The organism is Paracoccus yibinensis (genome assembly GCF_030846195.1).
GTDB classification, from domain to species: domain Bacteria; phylum Pseudomonadota; class Alphaproteobacteria; order Rhodobacterales; family Rhodobacteraceae; genus Paracoccus; species Paracoccus yibinensis.
Genome location: NZ_JAVCWH010000003.1, coordinates 1 through 12,685, shown reverse-complemented (window position 1 = coordinate 12,685; position 12,685 = coordinate 1). Strand labels below are relative to the sequence as shown.

Annotated in this window: 11 protein-coding genes and 1 pseudogene; 6 read left to right on the top strand and 6 right to left on the bottom strand. The window is 66.6% G+C overall.

Translation table 11 applies throughout. The annotated features are described in order from the left end of the window. Nucleotides 1-51: 51 nt before the first annotated feature. Nucleotides 52-1,053: a TAXI family TRAP transporter solute-binding subunit gene (locus tag RAH32_RS07220; protein ID WP_306606621.1), complete on the bottom strand. Its 1,002-nt coding sequence runs from the start codon at nt 1,051-1,053 to the stop codon at nt 52-54. Between the two features lie 200 nt (nt 1,054-1,253). Between RAH32_RS07220 and RAH32_RS07215 the strand changes: the two are divergent. After that, a pseudogene (locus tag RAH32_RS07215) lies at nt 1,254-1,369 on the top strand (IS5/IS1182 family transposase); the annotation flags it as partial. A gap of 28 nt (nt 1,370-1,397) precedes the next feature. Here RAH32_RS07215 and RAH32_RS07210 read toward each other — a convergent pair. The 5 genes from RAH32_RS07210 to RAH32_RS07190 all read right to left on the bottom strand — a co-directional run bounded on the left by RAH32_RS07210 (nt 1,398) and on the right by RAH32_RS07190 (nt 6,127). Next, on the bottom strand, nt 1,398-2,372 hold the full coding sequence (locus tag RAH32_RS07210; RefSeq protein ID WP_306606619.1) for a LysR substrate-binding domain-containing protein: 975 nt from the start codon (nt 2,370-2,372) through the stop codon (nt 1,398-1,400). A gap of 61 nt (nt 2,373-2,433) precedes the next feature. Continuing rightward, complete coding sequence (locus RAH32_RS07205) at nt 2,434-3,321, bottom strand: NAD(P)-dependent oxidoreductase (protein WP_306606616.1); 888 nt, start codon at nt 3,319-3,321, stop codon at nt 2,434-2,436. Between the two features lie 7 nt (nt 3,322-3,328). Then, complete coding sequence (locus RAH32_RS07200; protein ID WP_306606613.1) at nt 3,329-4,576, bottom strand: TRAP transporter large permease; 1,248 nt, start codon at nt 4,574-4,576, stop codon at nt 3,329-3,331. An 8-nt stretch (nt 4,577-4,584) separates the two neighbouring features. After that, nucleotides 4,585-5,151, bottom strand: coding sequence for a TRAP transporter small permease (locus RAH32_RS07195; protein WP_306606611.1), 567 nt, complete (start codon nt 5,149-5,151; stop codon nt 4,585-4,587). Nucleotide 5,152: 1 nt separating this feature from the next. Next, nucleotides 5,153-6,127: a TRAP transporter substrate-binding protein gene (locus tag RAH32_RS07190; protein WP_306606609.1), complete on the bottom strand. Its 975-nt coding sequence runs from the start codon at nt 6,125-6,127 to the stop codon at nt 5,153-5,155. A 297-nt stretch (nt 6,128-6,424) separates the two neighbouring features. Between RAH32_RS07190 and RAH32_RS07185 the strand changes: the two genes are divergently transcribed. The 5 genes from RAH32_RS07185 to RAH32_RS07165 all read left to right on the top strand — a co-directional run bounded on the left by RAH32_RS07185 (nt 6,425) and on the right by RAH32_RS07165 (nt 11,788). Next, the gene (locus RAH32_RS07185) at nt 6,425-7,279 is read left to right on the top strand and encodes a transketolase (RefSeq protein ID WP_306606607.1); all 855 of its coding nucleotides are present in this window, start codon (nt 6,425-6,427) and stop codon (nt 7,277-7,279) included. 5 nt (nt 7,280-7,284) lie between these two features. Then, entirely contained in the window at nt 7,285-8,325 is a 1,041-nt protein-coding gene (locus tag RAH32_RS07180; RefSeq protein ID WP_373429681.1) for a transketolase family protein, read from the top strand. A 21-nt stretch (nt 8,326-8,346) separates the two neighbouring features. Next, entirely contained in the window at nt 8,347-9,105 is a 759-nt protein-coding gene (locus RAH32_RS07175) for an SDR family NAD(P)-dependent oxidoreductase (RefSeq protein WP_306606604.1), read from the top strand. A gap of 49 nt (nt 9,106-9,154) precedes the next feature. Beyond that, a complete protein-coding gene (locus RAH32_RS07170; protein ID WP_306606602.1) occupies nt 9,155-9,970 on the top strand; it encodes a sugar phosphate isomerase/epimerase family protein in 816 nt (271 codons plus the stop codon). A 108-nt stretch (nt 9,971-10,078) separates the two neighbouring features. Next, nucleotides 10,079-11,788, top strand: a complete 1,710-nt coding sequence (locus RAH32_RS07165) for a dihydroxyacetone kinase family protein (RefSeq protein WP_306606600.1) — start codon at nt 10,079-10,081, stop codon at nt 11,786-11,788. Nucleotides 11,789-12,685 lie beyond the last annotated feature (897 nt).

Below are 12,685 nucleotides of genomic sequence, written 5' to 3'. Positions count from 1 at the left end.
AAAGGACGCAGGGCCTTGGCCCGCGTCCTTCGAACCGGTTCGGACCCGCGCTTACTGAAGCTTGCCGGCTTCCTTGTAGAACCGCTCGGCGCCCGGGTGGAACGGAATGCCCGCGCCCTGCGTCGCGCTGTCCAGCGTGATCTGCTTGCCCTTGGCATGGCCCGCCGCGAACAGCTTCTGCGTGTTCTCGTTATAGAGGGCCTTGGTGATGCCGTAGATCAATTCCTCGGGCTGGTCGGCCGAGGTGACAAGCTGCGCACCGACCGAGATGGTGGGAACGTCGGCCTCCTGGCCCTCATAGGTGCCCGCCGGGAAGTTGTCGGTGGCGAAGAAGTCATAGGTTTCCAGAAGCTTCTCGACCTCGGGGCCGGCGATCGGAACCAGCTTCACGTCATGCTGGCTGGCCAGTTCGGCGATCGCGCCGGCCGGATAGCCGCCCACGAAGAAGAAGGCGTCCATCGCGCCGTCGCGCATCCGATCCGCCGCCTGGTCGGGCTTGAGGTATTCCGCCGTCACGTCGGCTTCCGACAGGCCATAGGCTTCGAGGATGATCTTGGCATCCACCAGCGTGCCCGATCCGGGTTCGTCCAGCGAAACGCGCTTGCCCTTCAGATCCGCCACGGACTCGATCCCCGCATCTGCGCGCGTGACCAGATGGATGCTTTCGGGATAAAGGTTCGCGATCAGCCGCAGCTTTTCGACCGCGGGCTGGCCTTCCCACAAGCCGGTGCCGGTCTGCGCCCAATAGGCGACGTCGGACTGGGTGAAGCCCGCCTCCATCGCGCCGCCGTTGATCGCATTGACATTGCCCACCGACCCGTTCGAGGCCACGGCGGTCGCCACCAGTCCCGGCACGCCGCAAGAGCCGCCGTCCTCGCAGGCCCGCGATCCCGGGGGGTTCGAAATCGCGTTCGCGATCAGTCCCCCGATCGGGTAATAGGTGCCTGCCGTGCCGCCGGTGCCGATGCGGAAGAACGACATTTCCTGCGCAGAGGCTCCCTGACCCAGCGAGACTGCGATTGCGAATGCTGCAAGAAGTGCTTTGATTTTCATGACCTCGACCTGGTTTATTGCCAATTCACTCGCAGGTTAGCACAGGAAGCGGCGGTCACAACCATTAGCCATGGTAATCTTGAGAGCCTGCTTCCAGACCCTTGCGGCTTGATCCCTGGCAATGACCGGCTGTTTCATGCCAATCACGCGCGTCTTTCGCGCCTTTCGGGCGGCGTTTGACCCGCGACTGACGCGGCATTCCCGCGCCGCGAAAGTGGCGGCCCCGGATCCGGGATCGCGTTGCCCTGACAGGATCATGTTTGTCCTGCAGAGCGGCTGTCCTTGGCGCATGTTGCCGGTGGAGTTGGGCTGCGGCTTCTGGGACAGCAAGGCGGGGTGGTTGCCTATAGCAGGCCCGGTTCGCCGGCCTCCGCCATCCGGATCGAACAGCCCGTCCTTTCCAGAAGCTGTCGCGACGCCATCTGGAATCGGGCGCCGTTCGCCTGCACCCAGGTGATGAACAGCCGCACGATACGCCGGTTCATGTGCCGCGCCGGGCAGACGATCCAGTAGGCGGGAAACTCGACCGCGGGGAAACCTGTCGAAAGCGGGACCAGGGTTCCCCGTTCCATCTCGTCGAAGGCCAATGTGACCGAATCCAGCACCACGCCCGCCCCGTCCCGGGCAAGCTGGATCGCCATCGAGGATCTGTCGAAGCGCAGCGGCGCCTGCTTGACCGGGAAATCCACGCCATGGACCGCCAGCCACAGATCCCACTGATACCGCGCCTTGACCGAATGGATCAGCCGCGCCCCGGCAAGCTGGCGGGCAGGATCGTCCGACAGGCTGCGCAGCCGGTCGCGGTAATCGGGGCTGCACAAGGGCACGACATAGTCGCTGATGATGCATTCCGCATGCAGTCCCGGCCAATGGCCCGAACCGTATCGCAGGTCCAGATCCGTCGTCTCGGTTTCAAAGTCCGAGAAATCGGGCGAGGCGTCGATGCGCACCCCCCAGTCCGGGTTCAGATCCAGGAAATCCTTGAGACGCGGCGTCAGCCAGCGCACGGCGAAGCTGGGGCTGCAGCGCATGGACAGTTGCTGGTTGTCGTTCTGGCGCAGCACCGCCGACCGCGCCCCGCGGATCATGCGGAAGGCCGCGGTGGTCGTCTGGAACAGCATCTCGCCGTCCAGCGTCAGGGACAGGCGGCGGTCCTGGCGGCGAAACAGCTTGACGCCCCATTGCTCTTCGAGCTGCTTCAACTGCTGGCTGACGGCGGCGGTGGAGACGCCCAATTCCGCTGCCGCGTCGGTCACGCGGCCGGTGCGGGCCACGGCCTCGAAATAGGCCAGGGAGTTCAGGTTGGGGTTCAGCGGCATCGGATCCTCCGACACCACAGGACCGTGCGCGGGGGCAACCGTCAAGACGCCCCCGCCTGATTCAGGACATGCCGTTCAGCCGGCGATAGGCGGCGATGACCTGGCTGTCGTCGGCAAGGCCGTTGCCGGATCCGCTTTCGGCCAGAAACATCTGGTGCGCGGCAGCCGCCAGCGGCAGCGCCATTCCCGCCCCGCGCCCTGCGGCCAGGGCGATGCCCAGATCCTTGACGAAGATGTCCACCGCACTTGTGACGGGGGGATCGTCCTGCAACATGCGCGGGCCGCGATCCTTCAGCATCCAGCTGGACGCGGCCGATCCCCCCACGATCTCCAGCAGGGTCGCGCCATCGACGCCCGCCTTGCGGCCAAGCGCCAGCGCCTCGCCAGCGGCGGCCAGGTGGACGCCGCAGAGAAGCTGGTTGATCGCCTTCACGGTCGCGCCCTGCCCGGGGGTTTCGCCCACATGATACAGCTTGTCGCCCATGGCCCGCAGGACCGGGGCCACGGCCTCGAAGCTGGCCCTGGGGGCAGCCGCCATGATGGTCAGCGTGCCGCCCTGTGCGCCCACCACCCCGCCCGAGACGGGGCAGTCGATCAACTCTCGCCCTTGGGCGGCGACATCGGCCGCAAGCCGCGTCACCTCGTCGGGCGGGCAGGTCGCCATCAGGCAGACCCGCGCGCCCTGCGGCAAGGCCGCCAAGGCGCCTTCGTCGAGCAGCACGGAGCGCGCCTGATCGGCATTGACCACCATCAGCACCAGAAGATCCGCGCCCTCGCAGGCCCCGGCCAGGTCGGCCACGCGGATCCCGCCCTGCGCGGCCAGGCTGTCCATGGCGGCCTTGCGCCTGTCGAAGCCGCGCACCTGGTGCCCCGCCTTCGCGAGGTTCCCCGCCATGGGCAGGCCCATCGAGCCGAGGCCCACGAAGGCGATTGTCTTTGCGTCGGTCATCGCGGCCTCAGTAGATGGTGAAGGCAGGGACATAGGACATCAGGATCAGCACGACAAAAGCCACCAGGTAGAAGGGCCACAACTCTTTCACCACGGCGCCGATCGGCACGCGGGCGATGGCCGCGCCGATGAACAGCGTGGTGCCGATGGGGGGCGTGAACAGGCCGATGGACAGGTTGATGCAGATCATCACGCCCAGCTGGATCGGGTCCATGCCGATGGCCGCGCCGATGGCCACGAAGGTCGGACCCAGCAGCAGGATCGCGGCCGGCAGGTCCAGGAACATGCCGACGATCAGCATGATTATGTTCATCATCAGGATGATCAGCACCGCCGTGCCCAGCGTCTGCTGCGACCAGGTGGCGACGATGGCAGGGATCCGCTCCGTGATCAGGACATGGCCCACCAGGCTTGACGCGGTGATGACCAGCATCACGACACCCGTGGTGATGACCGTGCCGACAAGCGCATCCTTGATCCGCGCCAGCGTCAGGTCGCGATACAGAAGCGCGCTGACCACCAGGGCATAGAAGACGGCAATGACGCTGACCTCGGTGGGGGTGGCGATGCCCGCGCGCAGCAGCACGATGATGAAGAAGGGCATCGCCAGGGCCGGCAGCGCGGCCAGGACCGATGCGCCGAAGCCCTTGAACTGCGACCGGTCGGTCAGGCGCGGGAAGTTCCGCAGCCGCCCCGAGAAGTAGCAGACCCCCATGAAGCCCGCAGCCAGCATCAGCCCCGGCAGGATCGCCGCCGAGAACAGCGAGGCGATCGAGGCGTTCGAGACCGTCGAATACAGGATCAGCGGGATCGACGGCGGGATCAGCCCGGCGATGGTCGAGGAGGAGGCGGTCACGGCCGCCGCGAAGCCGCCGGGATAACCCTCGCGCTTCTGCCAGGGGATCAGCATGGATCCCAGGGCCGAGGCCTCGGCCACGGCGGACCCCGAGACGCCGCCGAAGATCGTCGATCCCACGACCGTCACCTGACCCATGCCGCCGTGGAAGCGGCCGACCATGGCGGCTGCGAAGGCCACCAGCTTCTGGCCCAGCGTGCCCGACATCATCAGCGAGCCGGACAGGATGAAGAAGGGGATCGCCAGCAGCGGAAAGCTTTGCGTCGGCTGGAACAGCTTGACCACGGCCAGCACCGTGGGCGTGCCGCCCTGCCACAGGATCGCGGTGCCCGCGGCGACGATCAGCGCATAGCCGACCGGGACCGACAGCACCAGGAAGACGGCGAAAAGGCCTGTCATGACGAAGGTCATGTCATGTGCTCCGTATCGGTGTGGTCAAGGGCGCCGGGATCGGCGGCATGGGCCACGCGAACCGCGTTCACCAGCGAGGCGATGGCGATGCCGCCAAAGCCGAACAGCATCGAGCCATAGGCCCAGGCCTGGCCGATGCCGGTGATCGGGAAGACCTGCGTCCTGGTGATCTGGATCACGCCCAGCGACAGCCAGGCCAGCGCGGCGAAGACCGCCCCGACCAGAAGGTGGATGAAGATCATCAGCACCCGCAGTTGCGACCGGGACAGGTGCCCGCGGATGAATTCTGCCGCGATATGGGCGCCGCGATGCGCGCCGATCACGATGCCGCCCATGATCAGCCAGGGGAACAGCACGTTCGGCACCTCGTTCGGCCAGCCAAGACCGGCCGATGTCATGTAGCGCACGACGACCTCGGCCATCAGCGCCAGGAAGATGATCACGACCGCCGTGGTGGCGATCAGGACGGCGATGCGGTCAAGCACCAGGCCGACCGCATTGGCCACGCGCAAGACGGCGGGATCCGCCCTGCCGTTGCCCAAGGGGATTCCCGCCGCCTGCATCTTACTGGCCCGCGGCCTTGGCGGCGGCGACGATCTCGTCCACCAGGTCGGGGAACTGGCCGCGCCATTTCTCGTAAACCGGCTGCGTCGCCTCGACGAAGGGCGCGGGATCGACCTCGTTGAACTTGATTCCGAAGGCTTCCAGTTCGCCCTTCAGGGATTCCGTCTGGTCCTTGACCATCTGGCGGTTCAACTCGCCCGCTTCCTGGGCGGCGTCGCGGATGATCTGCTGGTCCTCGGGCGACAGTGTGTCCATGACCATCTTCGAGGCCAGAAGCGGCGTCGCCTCGTATTTGTGGTTGGTCAGCGAGATATAGGGCTGGACCTCGTGCAGCTTGGACGAGTGGATGTTGATCAGCGGATTCTCCTGGCCGTCCACCACGCCCTGCTGCAAGGCGATATACAGTTCCGAGAACGCCATCGGCGTGGGCGAGGCGCCAAGCGCGGTGAAGATGTCGATGGTCATCGGATCGGGCGGCGTGCGGATCTTCATGCCGGCCAGGTCGGCGGGCGTGGTGACCGGCTGTTTCGAATTCGACACCTGGCGGATGCCGTTGTTCCACCAGCCCAGCACGACCAGGCCCTGCGCCTCGGCCGCGGCCTCGATCTTGTCGCCCACGGGGCCATCCATCACCGCCTCGGCCTGGTCCAGGGTCTGGAACAGGAAGGGCAGGCCCAGCAGCGCCATTTCCGGCACCACGGCGGATGTCGCGCCCTGCGAGTTCGCGGAAAAGGCGATGGTGCCAAGGCGCATGTTGGTGATCGTCTCGGCGTCATCGCCGAACTGCGCGGAACCGCCCACGTCGATGTTCAGCCGGCCGCCGGACTTTTCCTTGACGAGTTCGGCGAATTTCTCGGACGCGACGTCCTTGGGATTGCCCGCCGCCGCATTGTGCGACAACTGGAAGTTCTGGGCCGCGACCGGACCCGCGCAAAGCGCGATCGCCGTGGCGGCAAGGATGTGACGAAGTTTCATGTGGCCCCTCCCAGAGCTGTTGCTGTCCAGGCCAGAGGAAGGCAGACCCCGGTCATGTGCAACGGTCCTGGCGTCAAGGCGTGAACAGGCTTGCGGCGTTCAGGATCGGCTGCACAAGGTTGGGGGCCAAAGCGTCCTCCTCGCCCGGCTGGAAGGAACCCTGTCTGATTCCCGCCGCTGCGTCACCTAAGCTGTGCTTAGCAGGTCTGCAGGAAATCTTAATTGAAACGGCGGGGCTTTGGCGCTTCCTAAAAGGCGCCGTGGGTCCCGACGCGACCTGCCGCCGGAGGAGGAATCATGCAACATGAACGCTCGGCAGCGATGCTGTCGAACACCAGTCTTGCGCGCCGTGCCTGGGAAATCCGCCGCAAGGCGGTCCGCATGGGCGAGGTTCAGGGACAAGGCTATGTCGGACAGGCCCTGGGCGTCGCGGACGTTCTGGCGGTGTCCTATTTCCACGCGCTGAACTATCGCCCCGCCGATCCCGAATGGGAAGGCCGCGACCGGTTCCTGTTGTCCATCGGCCACTATGCCATCGCGCTGTATGCCGCGCTGATCGAGGCGGGCGTCCTGCCCGAGGCGGAACTGGAAACCTATGGCGCCGACGACAGCCGCCTGCCCATGTCCGGCATGGCCGCCTATACCCCGGGGATGGAGATCACCGGCGGCTCGCTGGGCCAGGGCCTTGGCATCGGCGTCGGCATGGCAATGGGCCTGAAGGCCAAGGGCAACCTCGCCTTCGTCTATAACCTGATGTCGGACGGCGAGCTGGGGGAAGGGTCCACCTGGGAAGCCGCGATGGCCGCCGCGCACCACAAGCTGTCGAACCTGATCTGCATCGTCGATTTCAACGACCAGCAGGCCGACGGCAAATCCACCGAAACCCTGTCCGCCGAACCCTTGGCCGACAAATGGGCGGCCTTCGGCTGGCATGTGCAGCGCGTGGACGGCAACGACATCGACGCCCTGGTCGCGGCCTTCGACGCCGCCCGCACCCTTCAGGACGACCGTCCCCGCGCCATCGTCTGCGACACGGTGATGTGCAAGGGCGTGCCCTTCCTGGAAAGCCGCGAGATCACGCATTTCGTCCGCGTGGAAGCCGACGAATGGCAAAAGGCCCTGACCGTTCTTGACGAAACCCGGCCGGAGTGACGCCCATGACCATCCAGCACCGTTATGACCCGCATCGCAAATGGGAACCGCGCCAGTCTGGGGGCGGCGGGGGCAAGACCTCGGCCATGATCGCCTCGCTGGCGGCGGAAGGCTATGACGCCGTTCCCGCGCCCTTTGGGCACGCTTTGGTTGAGGAAGCGAAGAAGAACGACCGCATCGTCGGGCTGACGGCTGACCTTGCCAAATACACCGACCTGCATGTCTTCGCGAAAGCCTTCCCCGACCGCTTCTACCAGATGGGCATGGCCGAACAGGTGATGGTCTCCGCCGCCGCCGGCATGGCGCGCGAGGGCTTCATCCCCTTCGCCACCACCTATGCGGTCTTTGCGTCCCGCCGCGCCTATGACTTCATCGCCATGGCGATCGCCGAGGAATACCTGCCGGTCAAGATCGTCTGCGCCCTGCCGGGCCTGACCACCGGCTATGGCCCCAGCCACCAGGCGACCGAGGATCTGGCGATCTTCCGGGGTCTGCCCAACCTGACCATCGTGGACCCCTGCGATGCCATCGACGTGGCCGAGGCCGTGCCCGCGATCACCGCCCATCCCGGCCCGGTCTACATGCGCCTGCTGCGCGGCAACGTCCCGTCCGTGATCCGCAAGCATTGCCCCGACTACAGGTTCGAACTGGGCAAGGCCAAGCTTTTGCGCGACGGGACAGACGTGCTGATCATCTCGTCCGGCTTCATGACCATGCGCGCCTTGGACGCCGCCGTGGCGATGGAAAAGGACGGCACATCGGTGGCCGTGCTGCATTGCCCGACGATCAAGCCGCTGGACGTGCAGACCATCCTGGCCGAGGCCGGCAAGTCCGGCCGCCTGGTCGTAACGGCGGAAAACCACACCGTCGTCGGCGGCCTGGGCGAGGCGGTGGCATCGACGCTGCTGACCCATGGCGTGACGCCGCAGTTCCGCATGATCGGCCTGCCGGACCAGTTTCTGGACGCGGGCGCGCTGCCGTCGCTGCACGACCGCTACGGCATCTCGACCGAGGCGATCATCCGCCAGGTTCGCGGCTGGCTTTGAATTCTTGAAGGGAGGAAACCCATGACCACAGCACTGCTGGACGGCAAATACGCCGTCATCACCGGCGCCGCGTCGAAACGCGGCCTGGGCCTGGCCACCGCGCGGCTGTTCGCGCAGCACGGCGCCACCGTCGCGATCCTGGATCTGGATGAGGGTGCTGCCAAGGAAGCCGCCGCAAGCCTGGGCGAAAACCACGTCGGCATGGCCTGCAACGTCACCGACCAGGAGGGCGTGAGGCAGGTGATGGAGGCGCTGATCCAGCGGTGGGGCCGCATCGACATCCTGGTCAACAACGCAGGGATAACCCAGCCGCTGAAGATCATGGACATCGGCCCGAAGAACTACGACGACGTGCTGGACGTGAACCTGCGCGGCACGCTCTATTGCAGCCAGGCGGTGATCCCGCACATGCGCGAAAACAAGTCGGGCAAGATCGTCAACATGTCGTCGGTGTCCGCGCAGCGCGGCGGCGGCATCTTCGGCGGGCCGCATTATTCGGCGGCCAAGGCGGGCGTCCTGGGCCTGACCAAGGCCATGGCGCGCGAACTGGCGCCCGACAACGTCCGCGTCAACGCGATTTGCCCCGGCTTCATCGCCACCGACATCACCGCCGGGAAACTGACCGACGAGATGCGCGTGACCATCAACGCAGGCATCCCCATGGGCCGCCCCGGCACCGCGGACGAGGTCGCGGGCTGCGCGCTGTTCCTGGCATCCGACATCTCGTCCTATGTCACCGGCTCCGAGGTCGATGTGAACGGCGGATCGCTGATCCACTGAGGCTTTTGCGGCGCCGGGAAACCGGCGCCCTTTCAACGGGGGGAAAGACATGAAACTCGGCCTCGGCAGCTATGCCTTTCGCTGGTCCATCGGCATCAAGGACAGGCAGCCGCCTACGCCCATGACGGCCATGGAGGTGCTGGAGATCGCCCATGGCCACGGCCTGTCGGTCGTCCAGTATGCCGACAACCTGCCGCTGGACCGCCTGTCTGCCGAGGACCATCTGGCGCTGAAGGCGCGCGCCAACGCATACGGCATGACGCTGGAAGTCGGCACCCAGTCCTTCAACTCCGAGGAGTTGGCCCGCTATATCCCCATCGGCCAACGCATCGGGTCGAACATCCTGCGCGTCGCCCTAGACGCCGAGGACGCGCTGATCCCGGTCCCCGATCTGGCCGCGCAACTGCGCGAGCTTTTGCCCGACGGCAAGGCGGCGGGCCTGCGCTTCGCCATCGAGAACCACTTCAACTATCCCTCGCCCCGCATGGTGCAGTTGCTGGATACGGTGGCCGACGATGCGCTTGGCGTCTGCCTGGACGTGGCGAATTCCATCTGCGCGGGCGAATGGCCCATGGAAACGGTGCGGATGCTGGCGCCCTATGCCATCAACCTGCACTTCAAGGATTACCAGATCACGCCCGACCCCTATGGCGTGGGCTTCCGCATCCACGGAACGCCCCTGGGCGAGGGCCGCGCCGAACTGACGCAGGTTCTGGACGCCCTGTCGGACCGCGATCCCGACATGAGCGTGATCCTGGAACACTGGCTGCCCCATTCCGACGACATGGAGGCTACGCGAGCACTGGAGCACGAATGGCTTGGCCGCACGGTCGCCGCGGCGAAAACGCTGGTGGCGGGGCGATAGGCTTCGGCCCCTTTCTGGGCGAACATCATGGCGGTGACGGGCGTTGGGGGTCTGCGCCCGGAACCACGATCATATCCGAGAGATCCTGAGGGGGAGGACCGTCTGCACATGACGAAGGTTTTTGACCGGCCCGAGCAATTTGCCGAAACCGCCCTGAAGGGCTTTTGCGCAGCCAATGCCGACCGGGTCACCATGGTCCCGCACGGCGCCGTGCGGGCCGCGCCGGGCGCGCGCGGCAAGGTGGCGCTGCTGGTGGGCGGCGGGTCCGGGCATTACCCGGCCTTCCTGGGCTATGTCGGCACAGGGTTCGCCGACGCCGCTGTGGCGGGGGATGTCTTCGCCTCTCCCTCGACCGCCTGGATCCATGGCGTGGCCAAGGCGGCGCATCGGGGCGGCGGGGTGATCCTGGGCTTTGGCAACTATGCGGGCGACGTGCTGAACTTCGGCGCGGCTGCCGAACGGCTGCGGGCCGAGGGCATCGACGCGCGCATCCTGGCCGTGACCGACGACGTGGCAAGTGCGGGGGCCGATGAGCGCAGCAAGCGGCGGGGCGTCGCGGGCGACGTGCCGGTCTTCAAGATCGTCGGTGCTGCCGCCGAAGCCGGGCTGGACATGGATGCCGTGATGGCGGTCGCGGCCAAGGTCAACGAGGCCACTGTGTCCTTCGGGGTGGCCTTCGACGGCTGCACGCTGCCGGGGCAGGGCCGGCCGCTGTTCACGGTGGACACGGGCCAGGTCGGCATGGGCCTGGGCATCCATGGCGAGCCGGGCATCAGCACGCAGGCGATGATGCCCGCCATGGATCTGGCGCGCACGCTGCTGGAGCCGCTGCTGGCCGAACGCCCGGCGGGCCATGACGGCCGCGTGGCCGTGATCCTGAACGGCCTGGGCCGCACGAAATACGAGGAACTGTTCGTCCTCTGGCACCACCTGACGGGGATGCTGGCGGATGCGGGCCTGACCGTGGTCGAGCCCGAGGTGGGCGAGTTCGTCACCAGCCTCGACATGGCGGGCTGTTCGCTGACCCTCACCTGGCTGGACGACGAGCTTGAGGGCTATTGGCGCGCGCCCGCCGACGCGCCTGCCTTCCGCAAGGGCAGCGTGACGCGCCCGCTGGATACGGAAGCGGTGGAGGCGGGCACCGAGGCCCTGGCCGAGATCGTCCCCGGCAGCCCGGCATCGCAGGAAGCCGGGCGCCGCGTGGCAGCCCTGATCGGCCATGTCGCGGCTGCCCTGGCCGATGCCGAAGAGGAACTGGGCCGTATCGATGCGCAGGCGGGCGATGGCGACCACGGGCAGGGCATGGCGCGCGGCTCGGCCGCCGCCGCCGTTGCCGCCGAGCAGGCGGTGATCGCGGGGGCCGGGGCGGGGACCATCTTGTCCCTGGCGGGCGATGCCTGGGCGGACCGCGCGGGCGGCACCTCGGGCGCGCTGTGGGGCGTGGCGCTGCGGGCATGGGGGCAGGTGCTTGGCGATGCCGAGAAGCCCTCGGCCCAGACCATCGCGCAAGGCGCGCAGGCGGCGCATGAGGCCATCGTCCGGCTGGGCGGTGCCCAGGTCGGCGACAAGACGCTGGTGGATGCGCTTGTGCCCTTCGTCCGGGTGCTGAACGACCAGGTCGCTGCGGGCGAAACCCTGGGCGTGGCCTGGGCCGCCGCCGCCGCGCGATCAACCGAGGCCGCCGACGCCACCGCGCAACTGGTCCCCCGCCTGGGCCGCGCGCGCCCCCTGGCGGAGCGCAGCCTGGGCCATCCCGACGCGGGCGCGGTGTCGCTGGCGCTGTGCGCGCGGGTGGTGGGTGCGAACCTGTCGGAATAAGGCCTTGGGGCAGGCGCGGCCGGCGTCCGCCCTGTCCAAACCGGCACTTGTATCGGCCTTGATAGTCTGGATCCGATGTAAAATGGTATATGCACGGCTTTCTCGCACACTCCAGGAAGCGAGTTCCGTGACGATGATCGCCTGACCCTGGATTTCCGATCCGCTCCAGACATTGCCGGCATGCCTTCCGGGAAGCAGCTTCAATGGCGGCAGGAAAGGACGGGCGTATGGGACAGGTTCGTCACGACCACGCACGCCATCCCACCTGCGAGACAACGATTGCGCGCCTCCCTCGCGACGCTGGGCAGAGAGCTGGGCATCAATCAGAAAATGGTGGCGCAGGGTGCAAGGGGCGAAAGTCGAGAACTTTATGACCGGCCCAGGGAACCTCGTTCAACGACCCCGACCGAAGCTGACTGTGGGGGGCTACGCCCTTCAGCCGTCCGTCGCCCATCTGAAAACGCTCAGCATTGCACCGGTGTCCGTAGCCATGCCATTTCGCGACTGCCGGACCCCGAGGGGGACCAGCCGAAACCTCAGAACGTCATCGCTCCCTCATCGGCTTCTTCCGCTTCGTGGACCTGCGGGTCACATCGACATTGCCGAACTTCAGACCGCTGAAGGCAAGCTCTGCCTTTTCGTTGGTATCGAGCGAGCCGTCGTGGCTCCATCGGTTCGAGCCCTGCGCTTCACGAAGACATCTGCAAGATCAGAGCCAGATCAATTTCCCATGGACCCGATCCACCAGATGCCGGGACTGAACACCTGATTCAATCGGTCTGGCGCAAGTGATAAATCAAGAACTCCCGATACAGCCTACCTTGCAAGCCAGCCTCCATCGACGTTGAGGACGGCGCCGTTGATGTAGTCGGAGGCGGGGGCGGAGAGGAACACGGA

Excerpts from the sequence above, each read along its gene's own strand:
- RAH32_RS07210 (WP_306606619.1), bottom strand. The coding sequence starts at position 2,372 with ATGCCGCTGAACCCCAACCTGAACTCCCTGGCCTATTTCGAGGCCGTG.
- RAH32_RS07170 (WP_306606602.1), top strand. The coding sequence starts at position 9,155 with ATGAAACTCGGCCTCGGCAGCTATGCCTTTCGCTGGTCCATCGGCATC.
- RAH32_RS07200 (WP_306606613.1), bottom strand. The coding sequence starts at position 4,576 with ATGACAGGCCTTTTCGCCGTCTTCCTGGTGCTGTCGGTCCCGGTCGGC.
- RAH32_RS07165 (WP_306606600.1), top strand. The coding sequence starts at position 10,079 with ATGACGAAGGTTTTTGACCGGCCCGAGCAATTTGCCGAAACCGCCCTG.
- RAH32_RS07185 (WP_306606607.1), top strand. The coding sequence starts at position 6,425 with ATGCAACATGAACGCTCGGCAGCGATGCTGTCGAACACCAGTCTTGCG.
- RAH32_RS07190 (WP_306606609.1), bottom strand. The coding sequence starts at position 6,127 with ATGAAACTTCGTCACATCCTTGCCGCCACGGCGATCGCGCTTTGCGCG.
- RAH32_RS07205 (WP_306606616.1), bottom strand. The coding sequence starts at position 3,321 with ATGACCGACGCAAAGACAATCGCCTTCGTGGGCCTCGGCTCGATGGGC.
- RAH32_RS07195 (WP_306606611.1), bottom strand. The coding sequence starts at position 5,151 with ATGCAGGCGGCGGGAATCCCCTTGGGCAACGGCAGGGCGGATCCCGCC.
- RAH32_RS07220 (WP_306606621.1), bottom strand. The coding sequence starts at position 1,053 with ATGAAAATCAAAGCACTTCTTGCAGCATTCGCAATCGCAGTCTCGCTG.
- RAH32_RS07180 (WP_373429681.1), top strand. The coding sequence starts at position 7,285 with ATGACCATCCAGCACCGTTATGACCCGCATCGCAAATGGGAACCGCGC.
- RAH32_RS07175 (WP_306606604.1), top strand. The coding sequence starts at position 8,347 with ATGACCACAGCACTGCTGGACGGCAAATACGCCGTCATCACCGGCGCC.